We start from the raw sequence: 18,336 nt of genomic DNA, 5'->3' as shown, positions 1-18,336 counted from the left end.
ACTTTCGATGGCAAAGATCAATCATGCCAATTACATGATGCAGCTGGGCGAATATAAGTTTTCTGTCAGTACAGCGGCGTTTCAAAAATTACAGTTTAATACCGAATATCGCTGGAAAGACCTTGAGTCACAAACCGATAAAAACAGCCCAGTAAAGCAATTTATTGGGGTCGGTGAGCAAACTTTAGACCTTGAAGGGACTATCTTCCCGCAACTGGTTGAAAACGGCTTAAAGCAGCTAGATTTTATGCGTGATGAAGCAACCCAAGGTGTGCCGCTGACGCTGACCTATGTAGAAGAAAGCGGTAAGTCTAGCCCGAGTGTGGGGCGAGTGCTTGGCAAGTGGGTAATTAAATCAATCAATGAGACGCGCACGCTGTTTTTGAATGACGGTATTCCAAGAGAAATCCAATTTAGTATGCGTCTGTCACGTTACGATGGTAATGAGGGAAATAAATAATGAGTGCAGTAAGTTACATTACACGAGATGGTGACTGTCTCGATTTGATTTGCTTTCGCCATTATGGTCGCAGTTCAGGGATGGTTGAACGTGTACTTGAAGCCAACTATGGTCTTGCCGACTTGGGACCGATTTACCCTGAAAACATTAAAATTGTCTTGCCGGATGTACCTAAACCAAAAGTGCAACGCGAGATCAATATTTGGGAGTAATTGGCAATGGAGTTACAGCCGCAATATTCAGTAAAAGCCAACGGTAATGAGGTGGCAGAAAAGCTGCGCGATAGAATCGCAGAAGTCAGTGTGACGCTTCGCACAGGTTTGCTAAGTGACATGTGCGTGGTTAAATTCGACAACCTTGAAAAAGCGCCTATCACCTTGCCTGAACCGACTGATAAACTTGAAATCGCGATGGGTTATAAGCAAGGCACCGAAGACGGGAAAGCGCCCAGTGTTGTCCTTGGTGAGTTTGAAGTCGGTGAATATCAAATTGTGGGCCCTGTGCGTGCGCTGGAGCTGGTGGGGAATAAAGTGTTTTGGGATCAGAATTTAAAAGCGGCTAAGCTAAAATCTTGGCCCAGCGATCCTGAGAATCCATTAACGCTTGGTAGCCTGATCTCTGAGATTGCACAAGAGTATGGACTCACTCCCCGTATTGCCCCAGCACTTGATAGCATTACTTTACCGCAAATTGAGCAAAGTGAAAGCGACATGCAGCTGATGAGCAAGCTCGCTGTTCAGCATGACGCGGTGATGAAAATCATCAATGACAACCTCGTGTTCATGAAAAAGGGCACTGGGCGATCATTGTCGGGACAACCCTTGCCGCAAGTAACCCTTGAGCCCAAATGGATTGTTGACTGGAAGTTCAATACATTGCATTACCGCTTAACCAAAGAAGTGGTTGCTAAATATCATGATTTGGATATCGCACAGTTACAAACGGTTTCAGCAGGTGGTGGCACACCCAGCTTGACTTTACCATATACCTACGCAGATGAAGCGAGTGCGCAACATGCCGCTGAGAGTAAGCTGGCACAGCTTAATCGAGCGCATGTCAGTGCGGATATGGTGGTGTATGGCAATCCAGATATTGTGGCAGGCGCAGTGGTTGAAGTACAAGGCACACAAAGCGCACTTGATAAATCTTGGTTTGTGAAAGAGGTTAGGCATGTCATCAATGGGCATGGCTTTTTGTCCTATTTGCAATGCGAAACCTTATCTGAATAACCTTTTTTAACCTCTTTTAAATTAAATATTTCATATCGTACTGCTGATCATGCGGTGCTTTTCCTCCCAAACCTCCTACCTCCAAGGCCATCTTACCGGTTTGATCACGTGCATTGCTCTATGCATAAACTGGCTGAGATGGCCTCTTTCCTAAATCTTTATCCCCTCAAAAGTAAAATAATACCGCTCAATGCGGTTATCCCACCAAATATCATCCCCCGTGTTACATGCTCTTTTCGGATCAAACTCATGGTCATTACCATTAAAGGCGCTGCTGAAAAAATGGTTTGTGCAATCGCCGGATCTGTATTGTTGACTGAGATAAGTTGCAGCCATAGTCCGATAAAGGTGCCAAAAAACACAGCAGCAAATAACCAGGTTTTGCCATCAATCCCTTTAAGTGTAATGGATCGAGTCAGTGATGCTTGTTTGAGTAGGGCAACTATCATGGCGACGACTAAGGTACCTGAAGCAAGCCGTATCATTGCAGCCCAAAGGCTACTGATACTGTCATCATTGAGTGCTCCTTTTGAAAGTACCATGCCGGCCGCTTGGCAAGTGGCAGCTACAAGTGCAAATAACACCCCTTTTCGATAGATATCTTTATCTAGTTTTGGCAGTTTTTGGCTTGGTTTTACCGCGATAATGACGCCGATAGTGGTAATAATAATACCTAACCAGGCCGTTGCAGAGATATAAACACTTAGCAAAACGATGTTGAGTAGTCCTGCAATGGCTGGTGCGAGTGATTCAATCACCAGTGTGCGGGCAGGGCCAATATTGCGCAGTGCTGCAAAATAAGCGCTGTCACCAATGGCAATGCCAACAATACCACTGGCAATCAACCACCCCCAACTCGTATGGCTAGATGGCAATTGCGTATCCCACGTGAAAAGGAGTACGGCTGCCATTAATGCAGTAGCGATAACACCCTTTGCGACATTTAATTCTAATGGATTTAGATGATGACTAAATCGTTTATAGAGCAGGGTCGAAAATGCCCATACTGCAGCTGCACAAAACGCAGCGATCTCTCCAATACCCACAAATTTACTTAGTTACTTGTTTGCTGATGTGGCGCTACTGTAATTATTTTGTATATATATGCAACATAATTGAGTTTAACCGTCTGCGAGTATCTTGTTCCCTTCTTTATATTTCCCACCTAAAAATAAACTTTCAGTTTTTATTGAAACTTTAGAACTTTATTTGCTACACTCATTTTCGTTGAAGTAGTCGTGTGCTTAAATCGGCCTATGGCCTTGTTCTGGAGAGTGATATGTTCCTAGATGCAATTCAAATTAATTTAATTATTTTGGGCTTTTGCATGTTTATCTCATGCTTAATTATGGCGATGACGGAGTCAAAGCAATTTGCTGGAGAGCAGCGTTTAAAAGTGGGCATCGAGTATGGTATTTTCGCTGCAACAGGACTGATAGCGAGTGTCGTTTTAGGGTATGGCTATTTCAGTTAATCATCTACTTGCATGACTGGGTGCTTATTGCTTGAGCACCCTTTATTCCTTTTTTGATTCCTTCCAACTAAGCTCAATGTAGCTTGTCCTTCCTTCCTTACTTAGCTTTTCATGATCCTGCTGATTATTTTTTAGTTTTTGCTTGGGCCTGTCGTGTGTGTCTCTTTACTTTTTAAGAGTGAATTTCATTTGGACGTCTGAACATCTAGAAGTTGATATTTTATGGCGTTCGTTCATAATGTCAGCCACTATAGTATTGTCAGTTTATCCAATTTGGGAGGATCTCATGCCGATCACTGTTAAAGACGAGTTACCTGCGATTGCGAGGCTGCGTCATGAAAATGTTTTTGTGATGCCAAAAAGCCGCGCCATGTCTCAAGAGATCCGCCCGATGCGTTTAGCTATATTGAACCTAATGCCAAATAAGGTAGAAACTGAGGTTCAATTTATTCGCTTGTTGGCCAATACCCCGCTACAAGTCCATGTGGATTTATTGCGCCTCGATACACACCGTAGCTCGGAAAACTCCGAGCAGCACCTAAATATGTTTTATCGTTATTTTTCTGAAGTAAAAGATGAAAACTACGATGCTTTGATTGTGACTGGTGCACCATTGGCACATTTGGAATACACCGATGTAATTTACTGGCAAGAACTACAAGCGTTTTTTGACTGGGCTGAAAACCATGTAACCTCAACGTTATTTTCTTGTTGGGCGGCTCATGCAGGCTTATTTCATCACCATGGATTAAAACGAGATCTTAAAGAACAAAAGCTGTGTGGTGTGTTTAAACATCAAGTATTTTTTGATCACGGCGCTTTGACTCGCGGGTTTGATGATGAATTTTTAGTACCGCATTCTCGCTATGGCCATATCGACATTGATAAGATTAATAATAATGATGACCTTGTTATATTGGCTGGTTCAGAGAAGGTGGGCGCTTACCTTCTTAAAAATAAAACGGGCAGTCAGGTGTATATTACTGGGCACCCTGAATATGATGCTGATACACTGCAAAAAGAATATTTGCGTGACTTACAAAATGGTCCGGATGCCCCTATGCCTGAAAACTATTTTCCAAATAATGATGCTGATGCCAAGCCATCAAAAACGTGGCAAAGTCACGCCTTTTTATTATTTTCAAATTGGTTAAACTATTATGTTTACCAGACAACTCCGTACGATATTAATCTCGTTAGCCAAGACGTAAGGACTAACAATTATGCCGAATAACAGTGTGCCATTTGAGCCTGTCGATGGCCAAGCCGTATCTGAAGCGCTGAAAAAAACCATGCAAGAGCGTATTGTCATTTTAGATGGTGCTATGGGTACCATGATCCAAAAACACAAGTTTGAGGAAGAGGATTACCGTGGTGAGCGCTTTAAAGATTGGCATGTGTTGATTAAAGGCAACAACGATTTATTAAGCCTCACGCAGCCAGATGTGATCAAACAAATTCACCGTGAATATTTAGAAGCCGGTGCTGATATCATTGAGACTAATACGTTTAACTCGACGACGATTTCTATGGAAGATTATGACATGGCGAGTTTAAGCCGTGAAATTAATTTCGAGTCAGCAAAATTAGCGCGTCAGGTATGCGATGAATTTACCGCCAAAGATCCAAGTAAACCACGCTATGTGGGCGGGGTACTTGGTCCGACATCAAAAACATGTTCTATTTCTCCTGATGTAAATGATCCGGGTTATCGTAATGTGACCTTTGATGCGCTGGTGGAAGCATATATTGAATCAACCCTTGCCTTAATCGAAGGCGGCGCGCACCTTATCTTGATTGAAACGATTTTTGATACGCTCAATGCTAAAGCGGCTGCCTATGGCGTAGAAGAGGCATTTGAGCAAGCGGGGATCCGCTTGCCTGTAATGATTTCAGGCACTATTACTGATGCGTCTGGTCGTACTTTGTCAGGTCAAACCACAGAAGCATTTTATAACTCTATTCGTCATATCAAACCGATTTCTATTGGTTTAAATTGCGCCTTGGGACCTGATTTACTGCGTCCTTATGTTGAAGAGCTATCACGCGTCTGTGAAACCTTTACATCCGTGCACCCTAATGCGGGCTTACCGAATGAATTTGGTGAATATGATTTAGAAGCCGATGATATGAGCAAAGAGATTGTTGATTGGGGTAAAGAAGGTTTTATTAATATAGTTGGCGGGTGCTGTGGTACGACGCCTGAGCATATTAAAGCTTTCGCTGATGGTTTGACTACGGTGTCACCGCGTGAGCTCCCTGAGCTTGAAGTACGCATGCGTTTATCAGGCCTTGAAGCCTGTAACCTGAATTAGGAAGTATCATTATGACGCAATCTACAGCTGTATTTACCAACGTTGGGGAAAGAACCAATGTCACCGGCTCTGCGCGATTCAAACGCCTCATTTTAGAAGAAGATTACGAAACAGCGTTGGAAGTTGCCAGAGAGCAGGTTGAAGGCGGTGCACAGGTGATTGATATCAACATGGATGAAGCCATGTTGGACTCAAAAATGGCGATGGTGAAGTTTTTAAACTTGATTGCCTCAGAGCCAGAGATCTCAAAAGTACCTATTATGGTTGACTCCTCTAAGTGGGATGTCATCGTCGCTGGCCTGAAATGTATTCAAGGTAAGGCCATTGTAAACTCTATCTCGTTGAAAGAGGGCAGAGAGCCTTTTGTACGACAGGCCAAAGTATTAAAGCGCTTTGGTGCAGCTGTTGTTGTCATGGCGTTTGACGAAGTCGGTCAGGCCGAAACGGCAGATCGTAAGTTTGAAATTTGTCAGCGCTCTTACAAAATCCTTGTGGACGAGCTTGGCTTCCCGCCAGAAGACATTATCTTTGATCCGAATATCTTTGCCGTTGCCACTGGTATTGAAGAGCATGATAACTATGCCGTTGAATTTATTGAAGGTACGCGCCGCATAAAGCAAAACCTGCCACACTGTAAGGTATCAGGTGGTGTGTCTAACGTGTCGTTCTCGTTCCGAGGCAACAATCCAGTTCGAGAAGCTATCCACTCAGTGTTTTTATACCATGCTATCAAAGCGGGTATGGATATGGGGATAGTCAACGCCAGTCAATTGGCGGTGTATGACGATATTCCACTTGAGTTGAGAAATGCTGTTGAGGATGTGATCCTCAATACCGACCCAGGTGCTGGTGAGCGCTTAGTGGATATTGCCCCTAAATACTCAGGTATGGCGCAAGCTGAGAAAAAAGAGGATTTAGAGTGGCGCACATGGCCGGTTGCGAAAAGGTTAGAGCATGCCCTTGTCAAAGGGATCACTGAATATATCGATGAAGATACAGAAGAATGCCGTTTAAGCTTTGATAAGCCTATCCAAGTGATCGAAGGACCACTGATGGATGGTATGAATGTGGTCGGTGATTTATTTGGTGCCGGTAAAATGTTCCTGCCTCAGGTGGTTAAATCGGCCCGTGTAATGAAGCGAGCAGTGGCCTATCTTGATCCGTTTATTGAGGCGGAAAAAGAAGAGGGCGCAAGTAACGGTAAAATCGTTATGGCCACCGTAAAAGGCGATGTTCATGATATTGGTAAAAATATTGTGGGGGTTGTACTACAGTGTAATAACTATGAAGTGGTTGACTTAGGCGTCATGGTTCCTGCTGAAAAGATCTTGCAAACGGCCATTGATGAAAAAGCAGATGCCATTGGTTTGTCTGGCCTTATTACGCCATCACTGGATGAAATGGTACATGTGGCGAAAGAAATGACGCGTCGTGGCTTTGATATTCCGCTACTTATAGGTGGGGCAACTACATCTAAAGCCCATACTGCGGTGAAGATCGAGCCTCAGTATGACAAAGGCGTTATTTATGTGAACAATGCCAGCCGAGCTGTTGGGGTGGTGTCTAGCCTATTAAGTGATACTCAAAAGCCTGTGTTCCTAGAAAAAACAGCCAATGAATATGTCAAAGTACGTGAGCAACAAGCGCGTAAAAAGCCGCGTTCAAAGCCGGTGACGTTAGCCCGCGCGCGTGACAATGCGACAAAATTGGATTGGGATAACTATATCCCACCAAAACCTAAAAAGCTCGGTATTACTGAGTTTAAAGATGTCAGCATTGCCACATTGCGTAAATACATAGATTGGACACCTTACTTCATGACATGGTCTTTAGCGGGTAAATATCCGCGTATTTTAGAAGATGAAATTGTCGGTGAAGAGGCGAAGAAGTTATTTGCTGATGCCAACGCCATGCTCGATGACTTGGAGCAAACAGGCAAATTACAACCGCTTGGCGTCATTGGTTTATTCCCTGCAAACCGTGTGGATGATGATATTGAGATTTACACAGATGAATCTCGCTCAGAAGTCATTTTAAAATCTTGTCAGCTGCGTCAACAAACAGAAAAAACGGATTTTCCAAATTACTGTTTAGCTGATTATGTTGCGCCAAAAGGTATAGATGACTATTTTGGGGCATTTGCGGTGACAGGTGGTCTTGAAGAGGATGACTTAGCGGATGCGTTTGATGCGCAACAAGATGACTATAACAAGATCATGGTTAAAGCGGTTGCTGACAGATTAGCCGAAGCCTTTGCTGAGTATTTGCACGAACAGGTGCGAAAAGAATACTGGGGGTTTGCGGCGGATGAGTCACTGACCAACGAAGAGCTTATCCGTGAAAATTACCAAGGTATTCGTCCTGCACCAGGTTACCCAGCTTGTCCTGAGCACACCGAGAAGAAAAAAATCTGGGCGCTACTAGATGTAGAAAACCGTATCAATATGAAATTAACCAGCTCTTATGCCATGTGGCCGGGGGCTGCGGTTTCTGGTTGGTATTTCTCTCATCCAGATTCAAAGTACTTTGCTGTTGCAGCAATCCAAAAAGATCAGGTGGAAGACTATGCTCGCAGAAGTGATATGTCTTTAGAAGAAGCCGAGCGGTGGCTATCTCCTAATCTTGGTTATGAAAATTAATAGCCCTGAACCCAGTGCATCAGGCAGTTCTGTTCTGATGCACAAATCTACTTTGCATATAATTGTTTCCAATATAATTAGTCGGTTGCATATAATCAATGACATGTTATATTTTTGTGTGTACTTTGGGGGGGAATTGTTTTTAAATAGAGATGTTTGGGCAGATATATAAAATTGCTTAAATACAAAACAATTTAGTGACAAGTAATATAAGTTTCAGCTTAACCTTGCATCAATGTACAAATACGAAATTTTAATACGCACCGGAATATGAAATTATTCATAGTGATATTAAGTATTGAAATTTATATTTAACTTAATTGGTGAAAGTACACGTTATTTGGATCCGCGTTGCCCTAATGTTACTTTGTCTAGCACTGAGGTTTGGCCAAATTCACTGATTAAATATCAACTGTTTCTAAAGCATGCTTCTTAATCTACCTGTGCTAATCATGTGGATTAATGATGAGTTTAATTAAATGTATAAGGACTCAGTAACCACAGAGGTAGTGCCGTGAAGTGCTCCTGTCAGTAGATGAAGTTAAGGGGATGTTTTGATCTAGAGTTAATTTAAATAAAGATAAACCACCAATGAGTTTTTGTATAACTAAAAAGCAACCTTTTCAAGTGTGCATTAAATTGTGATTTAGTCAGTATTTATATGGTTTTACTGATGACTTTTTGATGTTTGTTATGTATATTTTTGGTTTTTATTGTGTATATTTTTTGTTTCTTTAGTGGCGGGTTATAAAAGTTCAATGTATGGCGATGCAATAAGATGGGAAAGGCAATAGAGTGAGTAACTCTATAAGTGAACAAAGGGAAGTTCATATATTAATCAAGGAATTGTGAGGAATAATAATGATAAATAAGTTGAATTTTGCCAATTCAAACAGTAAGAATAATGTCAATAAATATGTATCTCAGCTGTGTGGCAATGCCAGTTTTTTCAGTGAGCTTATTGCAACTATATGTAATATGTATGTTGTTCGCAAAGTAAACTTCCAATTGATAGTCAATCCTATACAAGATGACGAGGCACCAGAAAAGTGCAGCGTGATTTCACCAAGATATCTGCAATTTAACGTCACGGCCTCCTAGGAGTGAGTATGCTGTTTTATTATACTAGGCTGGCAGCCTTAAGCTTAAAAAGAACGCCGCTATTAAGCTTTTTAATGATTGCAACTATTTCGATTGGCATCGCTGCAACGATGATTACATACACAGTTAGTTACATGATGAGTAAAGATCCTATCCCAAGTAAAAGCGAGCGATTGTTCACCGTTCATTTAAGTTCATGGAGCCAAGAGCATATGTTTCGGATGCAAGATGGGAAAGAAGATATTCCTATGTTTGTCAGCTACCAAGATGCGATGAACTTGTACGGTGCAAAAAGAGGATTAAATCAGACTGTTATTAGCAGCCACAAGGCTATGACGCGAAGCGCGGCGCAGCCAATTAGTGAAGCAGTTTCTACTCTTATCAGACCAACAACGTATGAGTTTTTCGACATGTTTGACGTACCCTTTTTATACGGTGCTTCTTGGTCTGCTCTTGAGGGTAAGCAAGGGGCGCAGGTTGTTATTTTATCAAAACAACGAAACGAAAGATTATTTGGCGGCCAAAATTCCATAGGTAAAGATGTGATGATTGGTGGCCGCTTATATCGGGTGGTGGGGGTTTTGGATGATTGGCGATTAATTCCACGCTTTTATTTACAAGGCCTAGATATGTTCGACGACGCTCGTGATATGTTCATTCCTTTTCGCACTCAGGTAAATAATGAGTGGTTCTCAACTAAAGATGCCAATATTTACTGTTGGGGTAAATTTGACTTGAATGAGTTTAGCTCATTACTGAACTCAGAATGTGTTTGGTTGTACTTTTGGGTTGAATTGGAATCGGCTGATGACGCCAACGCGTATCTAAACTTTATTAATAGTTATGCGATGGAACAGCGTGAATTAGGGCGCTTTCAAAGAGAGCAAATGAACCGAATTCTAAATGTGAATGAGTTTATTGAATACAATAAAGTTGTAAGTAGTGATGGTAAAGTTGCAATTTGGCTAGCTGTGGCATTTTTAATTGCTTGTTTACTTAACTGTATGAGTCTAATGATGACTAAATTCCATGGTAAGGGTTCGGAAATAGGGTTAAGGCGTGCAATCGGTGCGAGTAAGCAAGATATTGCGTGGCAGTTTAGTTGTGAAGCTGTGATTGTCGGTTTGGTGGGAGGGATCCTCGGATTAATCCTTGCGCATATCGGTTTGTCGATAACCGCGCAAGTTTATAGCCACTTGAATCCGCAATTGATGAAAATGAACATTGAGCTTGTCATAACAACGATATCAATGTCTGTTTTCACAAGTGTAATATTTGGGGGCTATCCAATATATAAAGCGTGTCAGATCCAGCCGTCTAGTCAATTGAAAAGTTTATAGAAGAGACATAAATGAAAGACTTTATACCAATCATCAAGTCACTTTTACGTGCAAGAATGTCTCCACTACTGCTAATTTTGCAAATTGCCGTCACCTTCACTGTTTTAGTCAACTCAGTTTATTTAATGGTTGAGAAGCGCTTAGAAATTGATAATCCGACTGGGTTAAATGAGGATGCTATCTTTTCATTTCAAATGTCACTCAGTGGTGAGGGAGCCGAGGAAAAGGTTGCGAATATGTACAGAGATATAGAGGCAATTAGAGCGCTTGACAGTGTTGCACAAGCGACAGTAGTCAACTCAGTTCCATTGTCTCATCGAGGGAGTGGGTTTGAAGTTAGACTAGATCCTAATGAGTCAGGATATATAACTAAATCTGCGTTTTTTACTGGCGGTCATCAAATGATTGAAACAATGGGATTAAAATTGATTGCTGGAGAGGGGTTCACGCCGGCCGATGAAGGTACTTTGGTTAATTTTAATCTAGATAGCGCGTCAGGTATTGTGATTACAAAAGCGCTTGCTCACACATTATATCCTGAATATTGGAATCAAGCGCTTGGTAAAACGATATATTTGAATGAGGCGCCTCAGAACGTACGAGGTATTGTAGAGCATTTAGTCGGTCCTTGGAGCTATTGGCCAGATAATAATAATAGCGTGATTTATCCAATCGTATTTATGATGAGTGATGTGAATGTGATTGTTAGAGCGCATGAGGGAAAACGCGCACAAAGTATGAGAGATGTGGTCGAATTGTTGATGAAGGATCCGTCAAGGTACATAGATGAATTGAAGTCTATGAATGAGTTGAAAAAAACAGCTTACCAAGCGCAAAATGCGGCTTATACAACGCTACAAGCGGTGATAATTGGGTTATCTCTCATCACCATGCTTGGGGTTTTTGGTCAAACCCGATTTACCGTTTTGAAGCGCCGTAAACAAATTGGCACAAGGCGTGCTTTAGGAGCCAGCAGAAGTGAGATAATTCGTTATTTTACACTTGAAAATAGCCTGATTAACATATGTGGTATTCTCATTGGTGTCGTGCTGACAATTATGGCTAACAATTTAATTGTCGAACATTTTGAGTTATCTCCAGTACCTATGGTTTATTTAATATACGGTGCAGTCATTATATTTGTAGCCGGTTTGGTTGCGGCAATTCAGCCTGCAATAAAAGCTGCAAATATTTCTCCAGCAGAAGCAACTCGTTCAGTGTGAGTTAGTATCAGAGCTTACTTCCTGTAAGCTCCTTTTTCTATGTTTCTTTTTACATGACCTGTTCATTTATGTGCCTCGGCGGGGGATAAGCAATGGATGCTTTTCAGTGAATTTTATATTAATTTTGTGTTTATTTTTTTTTATATGATCTACAATGTCGCAAGTTATCTTTTTGGGTACTTAAATACCTGTTTTGGCAAGGGTAATAAATAAAAAGCTTAAGGAACAGCAAACTATGTTCTTTTCACTGCGCTATGTCGTTAGTAAGAATAGTGAAATGCTGTAGAATAATTAGTCAAAAAAGTTAAAGGAAATGTCATGTTAAAAATGCGAGGAGTTGCAAAGTCTTTCATCACTGATACGGTCAAAACGCAAGCATTGCATCCATTTGATCTTGATATTCAGCAAGGTGAATTCGTTGCAGTCGTTGGACCTTCTGGTTCGGGTAAAACCACGTTTCTCAATATTGCAGGCCTGTTAGAAGAGTACTCTGAAGGACAATACTTGCTAGATGCTAAAGATACAATGGGTTTATCTGACAAGCATAAATCGTCATTAAGAAATCAAAAAATAGGCTTCATATTTCAGAGTTTTAATTTAATTCCTGAACTTAATTTATTTGATAATGTAGAAATGCCTTTGAGGTATCGCGATTTTAGTGCCAAAGAACGCACCGAGAGAGTATTGAATGCACTTGAAAAGGTAGGCCTTGCAGGGCGTAAGTCCCATTACCCGCAGCAATTATCAGGTGGTCAGCAGCAGCGTGTTGCGATTGCAAGGGCGCTCGCCGGTAGTCCTTCTTTTCTACTTGCCGATGAACCCACTGGGAACTTAGATTCAAAGATGGCTGAAGGTATTATGTCTTTGTTAAAAGATATCAATAAGCAAGGGACCAGCATTTTAATGGTAACTCATGATATGGAGCAAGCTAAGCAAGCTGGTCGTATTGTGGAGATCCGAGATGGTCATTTAAGTGAACAAAATATTGCAATGACTGCATAGAGGTGAGTCAAATGGGCAATTACTATTTTAAGTTGGCTTGGCTCAGCTTTAAAAAAACACCTCTACTGAGTTTATTAATAGTCGGCACCATAGCCATTGGTATCGCTGCTGCCATGATCACGATTACTGTTGGATATATGATGGGTAATAACCCATTACCGCACAAAAGTGAGCGTGTAGCCATGGTACACCTAAACTCCTGGGATCCGGCAGAGCCGATCGGTCACAGAAGAAATGGCGAACCCGACATCCCAAGTATGCTGACATATCAAGATGCCATGGCATTACTGGCAGCTGATAAAGCGGATAAGCATGTTCCATTTGTTTCATTCAGCACATTTGTGCGCACTGAAACTCAGGATGTAAAAAGCGCGGAAATGCATGATATACGCTCCACAAGCCGGCATTTTTTTAGCGTTTTTGGTGCGCCTTTTATTTACGGTTCTACTTGGAGTGAAGACGCTGATGAGCTAGGGCAGTCCGTGATTGTTTTGTCTAAAAGAGAGAATGACCGTTTGTTTAATGGTGCAAATTCCGTTGGAAAAAATATCCTCTTGGACTCCAAGTTGTACCGCATAGTTGGGGTGATAGATGATTGGCAGCCAACCCCTAAGTTTTATGTCAACTTCTACCACATGTATACCCCTACACTGCCTTATTTTGTGCCGCTCGAGTCTCAAATAAGAAACGACTTTTTTTCTCCAGCGACGATGGCATGGTATTGCTGGGGTGATGATCCGACGTCAACCCTAAAGGATGTCATGTTATCTGAGTGTGTATGGATCCGGTTTTGGGTGGAATTCGAATCTGAAGCAAAAAAGCATGAGTATTTCCAGTTTATGTCCGACTATACAGAAGAGCAGAGAAAGGTAGGTAGATTCCAGAGACCTGAGCCGAATCGTTTGATGTCTGTCACAGAGTTTTTAGAGGAAGAGGGGGCAGTGACTGAAGAAAGCAAACTCGGCATTGTCTTTGCGCTAGCATTTTTACTGGCCTGTTTATGCAATGTCATGAGTTTGATGATGACCAAATTTTATGGCAAGGGCGGTGAAGTGGGGCTGCGCCGAGCTGTTGGGGCTACAAAGAAAAATATTGCGGTGCAATTTGGTTGCGAGTCTATATTAGTTGGGTTTTTAGGGGGCGTTATCGGTTTAGTGCTCGCTCAGTTAGGCTTAGCCGCTTTAACTGATATGTACCCAGGTTACCATGCGAATGTGATGACAATGAATTTTACTTTGATGGTCAGTACGGTTGCATTGGCTGTCGGTACGTCATTGCTATTTGGGTTATGGCCAATTTATCGAGCTATTCGTGTCCAGTTATCAAGCCAACTTAAGAGTTTATAGGAGTATTTGATGAAGGATTTCAAACCTATACTGAAAACATTGTGGAAAAATAAAACGGGTCCATTTTTGCTTATTGTGCAAATTGCGGTGGCCTTTACTATTCTCATAAATGTTTCATTTATGGCCTCTTCAAAGCTGCATGAGTTGACTGAGTTAAGTGGTCTAGATGAAGACGTATTGTTTTCATTTAGAAGCAACTTACCGGTTGAACCTGAAGATTATGTTGCGCTATTACAGCAAGATTTAGCTGACATTAAAAATTTAAATAGTGTTGAAAGTATTACTGTCACAAACTCGGTGCCTTTATCTAGCTGGGGGGTATTTTACTCGTTAAATGCAAGTGAGGATCCTGATAGTTATATTGCTCAAGCCGGCGCTTATGCTGGGTCACGGGATTATATTAGCACGCTAGGCCTAGAGATAATCATGGGTCGATGGTTCGAAGAAAGTGAGATGGAGTTTACCGTTAACGGCAACAGTGAACGCTCAAATTCAATCCTAGTAACTAAGGCGATGGCTGAGCGAGTTGCTCCAAATGATTGGTCTACTGCTGTTGGGAAGGCTGTATATATAAATGGTCGAGCCTATCAAATCGTTGGGGTTATCGATAGGTTAATTGCTCCTTGGGCCGAATGGCAAGGCAATGAGCGCAGTGTAGTGTTCCCTTCCTATATCATGGCGGGTGAGAATATATTTATGGTGAGGGCAAAGTCTGGACAACTTGAGCAAGCGATGGATGATGTAAAAGCGCTTTTAATGCAACAACCGAGCAAGTTTGTTACAGACTTACATACTTTTCAATACACGCGAGAGACTGGATTTAAAGCGATGGAGTCATCATTCTTAATCTTGTCGGGTGTTACTATTGCACTGATAATGTTAACTATGTTGGGTGTATTTGGACAAGCGCGTTTTACATTGATGAAGCGTCGTCGCCAAATTGGTACAAGACGGGCATTAGGTGCAAGTAAATTCCACATAATGCGATTTCACATTCTAGAAAGTCTAATTGTGGTTGGTATCGGGATCCTACTAGGTAGTCTTTGTGCCATGATAGTGAATGTCAAATTAATCGAGTTGTTTCGCCAAGACACTGTTCCGTATGAATACTTTTTGTATGGTGGAATCGGTGTCTGTGTTGCCAGTTTGATAGCTGTTATACCAACAGTATATAACGCAGCCAATACGTCACCTGCAATCGCAACACGTTCTGTGTAGCGATTTATTACACACTCTATTAAAGCGTATAGGTTTAATAGAGTGTGATACACAATAATCTATATCATCTTTGTCCAATATATTCGAATACATTAGTTTTATCTTTATGTGCTTGTTATTGAGTCTGATTTTTAAATTTAGTAAAAAAAGCTTATTTTTGTGTTGGCTTTAAGTTAACATTTGGCAATCTATTTTAGTATACTCATAGTTGAGTAAGTAAGAAATTGCGGGGTAAGCATGAAGTGGCTGATATGGGTATGGCTCAGTTTATGTTCTGGTAGCCTGTCTGCTCACAACCAGTTGGTGGTTGACATTATGAGTAGTGAAAACTTCAGTCAACGTTATACCGAATTTCTCAACGGTCGCTCACCGTTAGACGTCAAATCATTTTATCCCACGACCAAAGGGTCTCATATTGAGATCATTGAGATGGTCTTATTGCAGCAAGCACTTTTCCTTGGCGGTGAAACTCGGGAAGTCGTGTTTAACCCTAAGCCATCGGTCAATATTATTGAGTTCTCAGATATGATTTCGGGGGAGAGCTTAGTGCTGGCACGCAGCGTGTGGCATGAGGACATTATTAACTACAGAGGTTCATTGTATGTCAGTGATGCCGTAGTTGAATTCGGTCAATATGAAGCTGGACTTTATGTCACGAAACGCAATGTGGCACTGCAAAATTTACCGCAAGAGCAGTTAGAACAATTAACCGTTGTTGCAAACCCTAGATGGCGTGTAGATTGGCGAGCTTTGAATAATACTGATATTAATATTGTGAGCTTCATTGGGCCTTGGGAGACCATGCTCAATATGGTCGAAACGGAAGTGGTCGACGCCATGTTAATTAATTTTAGTGTCAGCCAAGACCTACTACTAAACTTCGAAGGTCGTGAATATGTTCCTATTCAAAATATCAAAATGATGTTGCCTGATTCCCGCCACTTTATCGTCAGTAAGAACCACCCTCAAGGGGAAATGATTTTTGCTGCTTTGAATAGGGGATTAAAAATACTCAGAGCGCAAGGTGTACTCGATAAAGCACTGCAGCAGTCCGGTTTTATCAGTCATTTGGTAGAGGATTGGCGTTATGTGAATCAGCAAATGCTTCACCCAATACAGGGTGCGCCATGATTAAGGGGTTATATTGTTTACTGGCTTATTGGTTACTGAGTTTTGTAACTTGGGCCGATGTGGAGGCGGGATCTACGTCATCACAGCGTGAAGATTTATCGAAAATGCTGACGCACCTCACTGATAGTCTTAAAGAGGATTACGATCTCAATCTATTGCCTCAGGTGCGTGTACTTAGAGAGCAATCAAAACAATTAGGTGCTAAAAATTTACAGGCGCGTTCTTTATTGTTAGAGGGACTTATTCGCCAACATTTTGGGGACTATAAGCACAGCTTAGTATTACATAATGATGCATTAAACATTGCTAGAACGTTAGATATGCCGGCACTAGAAGTACAAATTTATCTCGCCATAGCACAGCTAGAAATGGATTTGGAACGATTCCGCTATGCCCAACAGCTGCTGGACCAAGCTTATCAATTAATTACTACTAAGGTGGCCGCTGAACAAGCCCATACATTGATGGGGGAATTTATTTTATGGCAGGGGTCGCTGTACTTACTCAAAGGAAGTTACCGTCAAGCACTGGCCACTTTAAGTGATGCGCATTTAATAGAATACGAGGCGCTTTCAAGTAAACTTGCATTAGCTCGGGCGTGGGCATATTTAAGTATCGGAGAGTATCAGCGAGCAGAGACATTAATAGAATCTGACTCTGTTAAAGCGAAAGAGCTTCAACGTAACCTGCATTTACGAGTTCGCTATCAACTAATGAGTGCAACGGCGGCGATACAAGCCGGAGACTTTACTGTGGCAATAAATACAGCTAAGCATGCACTAAATGAGACTTTTGGTACGCGTTTTCTGACAGAGCAATCTATGTTGCAAAATATTTTGGCTGGGGCGTATGCACAGTTGGGAGATTTTGAACAAGCACATCTGTATTTAAAGCGCTTTGCATTGTCTCAGCAAGCGCTTAATCTACAAAAACGTAACAACAAGCTCCTTCAATTAGAGGCACAGTATTCATTGGCAGCACAAAAACAGCAATTGAGTGTGTTGGAAAAGGATAATGCGATTCAAGCTCAACAACTTATTCAGCACCAGCAGCAAATTGATAATGCGCATCTTGCACAACAGCGTGGCGTGTTAGGGTTATTGCTTATCGCGCTGGTGGTTGGTTTTGGTTATTGGAGGTGGCAAAACAAACGCTACCTGATCACTCTAAAACAACAAGTGACAGAGCGCACCGCAGAACTCGCCGAACGTAATAAACGATTACAGGCACTGAGCTTTACTGACAGCTTAACAGGGTTAAATAATCGTCACTATTTCTTCAGTGTGATAGACGCGCAGATCAAATCTGATCCGTCGAAAAGTGAAGAAAAACAAGAAATGATATTTTGTTTATTAGACATTGATCATTTTAAAAAGGTGAATGATAGCTACGGTCATGCAGCTGGGGATATAGTGCTGCAGACTGTGGCTGATATCCTAAAACAGTGCACACGTGATAGCGACTTGGTGATCCGCTGGGGCGGAGAAGAGTTTCTGATTGTGATGCCGAATATGACGCATAATGAGGCCATTGAAGCCGTAGAGCGTGTTCGCAGACAAGTTGAGTGTTTCCCATTCGTGGTCAATGAACAGCCAATTCAAGTGACGTGCTCAATCGGGTTTGCACCATATCCACTGACCAATGGTACAAACAATACCTTGAGTTGGGAGCAAGTAGTTGAGCTTGCTGACAATGGACTATATATGGCTAAAAAAGAGCACCGCAATGCTTGGGTTGGACTACACAGCCTAAATCAACCATTGAACTCATCCATCAAACAATTAAATGAAGATTACCGAAGTTTAATCAACAGTGGCCAAGTGATCGCGTCAACTAGCTACTAAGCTGAAAAGTTGGC

16 protein-coding genes are annotated in these 18,336 nt (G+C 41.8%); 15 read left to right on the top strand and 1 reads right to left on the bottom strand.

The window, feature by feature from the left end:
• Positions 1-7: 7 nt before the first annotated feature.
• The 3 genes from S4054249_RS16425 to S4054249_RS26080 are packed head-to-tail and all read left to right on the top strand — an operon-like array spanning position 8 to position 1,689.
• Positions 8-460: a phage tail protein gene (locus S4054249_RS16425; protein ID WP_046357466.1), complete on the top strand. Its 453-nt coding sequence runs from the start codon at positions 8-10 to the stop codon at positions 458-460.
• Entirely contained in the window at positions 460-672 is a 213-nt protein-coding gene (locus S4054249_RS16420; RefSeq protein ID WP_039608581.1) for a tail protein X, read from the top strand. The genes S4054249_RS16425 and S4054249_RS16420 overlap by 1 nt, the downstream gene beginning before the upstream one ends.
• 6 nt (positions 673-678) lie before the next feature.
• Complete coding sequence (locus tag S4054249_RS26080; RefSeq protein WP_046357467.1) at positions 679-1,689, top strand: phage late control D family protein; 1,011 nt, start codon at positions 679-681, stop codon at positions 1,687-1,689.
• A 158-nt stretch (positions 1,690-1,847) separates the two neighbouring features.
• Here S4054249_RS26080 and S4054249_RS16410 read toward each other — a convergent pair whose 3' ends face one another.
• Positions 1,848-2,735, bottom strand: coding sequence for a DMT family transporter (locus tag S4054249_RS16410; RefSeq protein ID WP_046357468.1), 888 nt, complete (start codon positions 2,733-2,735; stop codon positions 1,848-1,850).
• Between the two features lie 194 nt (positions 2,736-2,929).
• Between S4054249_RS16410 and S4054249_RS16405 the strand changes: the two genes are divergently transcribed.
• The 12 genes from S4054249_RS16405 to S4054249_RS16350 all read left to right on the top strand — a co-directional run bounded on the left by S4054249_RS16405 (position 2,930) and on the right by S4054249_RS16350 (position 18,322).
• Positions 2,930-3,163, top strand: coding sequence for a hypothetical protein (locus S4054249_RS16405; protein ID WP_196302575.1), 234 nt, complete (start codon positions 2,930-2,932; stop codon positions 3,161-3,163).
• A gap of 286 nt (positions 3,164-3,449) precedes the next feature.
• Positions 3,450-4,397, top strand: a complete 948-nt coding sequence (locus S4054249_RS16400) for a homoserine O-succinyltransferase (RefSeq protein WP_046357470.1) — start codon at positions 3,450-3,452, stop codon at positions 4,395-4,397.
• A gap of 58 nt (positions 4,398-4,455) precedes the next feature.
• Positions 4,456-5,478, top strand: coding sequence for a homocysteine S-methyltransferase family protein (locus tag S4054249_RS16395; protein WP_419555196.1), 1,023 nt, complete (start codon positions 4,456-4,458; stop codon positions 5,476-5,478).
• Between the two features lie 11 nt (positions 5,479-5,489).
• Complete coding sequence (gene metH, locus S4054249_RS16390; protein WP_046357472.1) at positions 5,490-8,117, top strand: methionine synthase; 2,628 nt, start codon at positions 5,490-5,492, stop codon at positions 8,115-8,117.
• An 861-nt stretch (positions 8,118-8,978) separates the two neighbouring features.
• Positions 8,979-9,218 carry a hypothetical protein gene (locus S4054249_RS16385; RefSeq protein WP_046357473.1) on the top strand — a complete coding sequence of 80 codons (240 nt, stop codon included), beginning with the start codon at positions 8,979-8,981 and terminating at the stop codon, positions 9,216-9,218.
• A gap of 8 nt (positions 9,219-9,226) precedes the next feature.
• Complete coding sequence (locus tag S4054249_RS16380; protein ID WP_046357474.1) at positions 9,227-10,558, top strand: ABC transporter permease; 1,332 nt, start codon at positions 9,227-9,229, stop codon at positions 10,556-10,558.
• Between the two features lie 11 nt (positions 10,559-10,569).
• Entirely contained in the window at positions 10,570-11,781 is a 1,212-nt protein-coding gene (locus tag S4054249_RS16375; protein WP_046357475.1) for an ABC transporter permease, read from the top strand.
• Positions 11,782-12,099: 318 nt separating this feature from the next.
• A complete protein-coding gene (locus tag S4054249_RS16370; protein WP_046357476.1) occupies positions 12,100-12,783 on the top strand; it encodes an ABC transporter ATP-binding protein in 684 nt (227 codons plus the stop codon).
• 11 nt (positions 12,784-12,794) lie between these two features.
• Positions 12,795-14,129 (top strand): ABC transporter permease, encoded by a 1,335-nt coding sequence (locus S4054249_RS16365; protein WP_046357477.1) that lies wholly within the window; start codon positions 12,795-12,797, stop codon positions 14,127-14,129.
• Between the two features lie 9 nt (positions 14,130-14,138).
• A complete protein-coding gene (locus tag S4054249_RS16360) occupies positions 14,139-15,347 on the top strand; it encodes an ABC transporter permease (RefSeq protein ID WP_046357478.1) in 1,209 nt (402 codons plus the stop codon).
• Positions 15,348-15,584: 237 nt separating this feature from the next.
• Positions 15,585-16,478 (top strand): hypothetical protein, encoded by an 894-nt coding sequence (locus S4054249_RS16355; protein ID WP_046357479.1) that lies wholly within the window; start codon positions 15,585-15,587, stop codon positions 16,476-16,478.
• A complete protein-coding gene (locus S4054249_RS16350; RefSeq protein WP_052961080.1) occupies positions 16,475-18,322 on the top strand; it encodes a tetratricopeptide repeat-containing diguanylate cyclase in 1,848 nt (615 codons plus the stop codon). The genes S4054249_RS16355 and S4054249_RS16350 overlap by 4 nt, the downstream gene beginning before the upstream one ends.
• Positions 18,323-18,336 lie beyond the last annotated feature (14 nt).

Origin of the sequence: Pseudoalteromonas luteoviolacea, from assembly GCF_001750165.1 — a bacterium.
GTDB lineage: Bacteria > Pseudomonadota > Gammaproteobacteria > Enterobacterales > Alteromonadaceae > Pseudoalteromonas > Pseudoalteromonas luteoviolacea_G.
The sequence above is the reverse complement of the archived record's forward strand: the minus strand, read 5'-3'. Positions and strand labels throughout refer to the sequence as shown.

Coding starts and splice junctions, on each gene's coding strand:
- S4054249_RS16425 (WP_046357466.1), top strand. CDS start 8: ATGGCAAAGATCAATCATGCCAATTACATGATGCAGCTGGGCGAATAT.
- S4054249_RS16420 (WP_039608581.1), top strand. CDS start 460: ATGAGTGCAGTAAGTTACATTACACGAGATGGTGACTGTCTCGATTTG.
- S4054249_RS26080 (WP_046357467.1), top strand. CDS start 679: ATGGAGTTACAGCCGCAATATTCAGTAAAAGCCAACGGTAATGAGGTG.
- S4054249_RS16400 (WP_046357470.1), top strand. CDS start 3,450: ATGCCGATCACTGTTAAAGACGAGTTACCTGCGATTGCGAGGCTGCGT.
- S4054249_RS16395 (WP_419555196.1), top strand. CDS start 4,456: ATGCAAGAGCGTATTGTCATTTTAGATGGTGCTATGGGTACCATGATC.
- metH (WP_046357472.1), top strand. CDS start 5,490: ATGACGCAATCTACAGCTGTATTTACCAACGTTGGGGAAAGAACCAAT.
- S4054249_RS16385 (WP_046357473.1), top strand. CDS start 8,979: ATGATAAATAAGTTGAATTTTGCCAATTCAAACAGTAAGAATAATGTC.
- S4054249_RS16380 (WP_046357474.1), top strand. CDS start 9,227: ATGCTGTTTTATTATACTAGGCTGGCAGCCTTAAGCTTAAAAAGAACG.
- S4054249_RS16375 (WP_046357475.1), top strand. CDS start 10,570: ATGAAAGACTTTATACCAATCATCAAGTCACTTTTACGTGCAAGAATG.
- S4054249_RS16370 (WP_046357476.1), top strand. CDS start 12,100: ATGTTAAAAATGCGAGGAGTTGCAAAGTCTTTCATCACTGATACGGTC.
- S4054249_RS16365 (WP_046357477.1), top strand. CDS start 12,795: ATGGGCAATTACTATTTTAAGTTGGCTTGGCTCAGCTTTAAAAAAACA.
- S4054249_RS16360 (WP_046357478.1), top strand. CDS start 14,139: ATGAAGGATTTCAAACCTATACTGAAAACATTGTGGAAAAATAAAACG.
- S4054249_RS16355 (WP_046357479.1), top strand. CDS start 15,585: ATGAAGTGGCTGATATGGGTATGGCTCAGTTTATGTTCTGGTAGCCTG.
- S4054249_RS16350 (WP_052961080.1), top strand. CDS start 16,475: ATGATTAAGGGGTTATATTGTTTACTGGCTTATTGGTTACTGAGTTTT.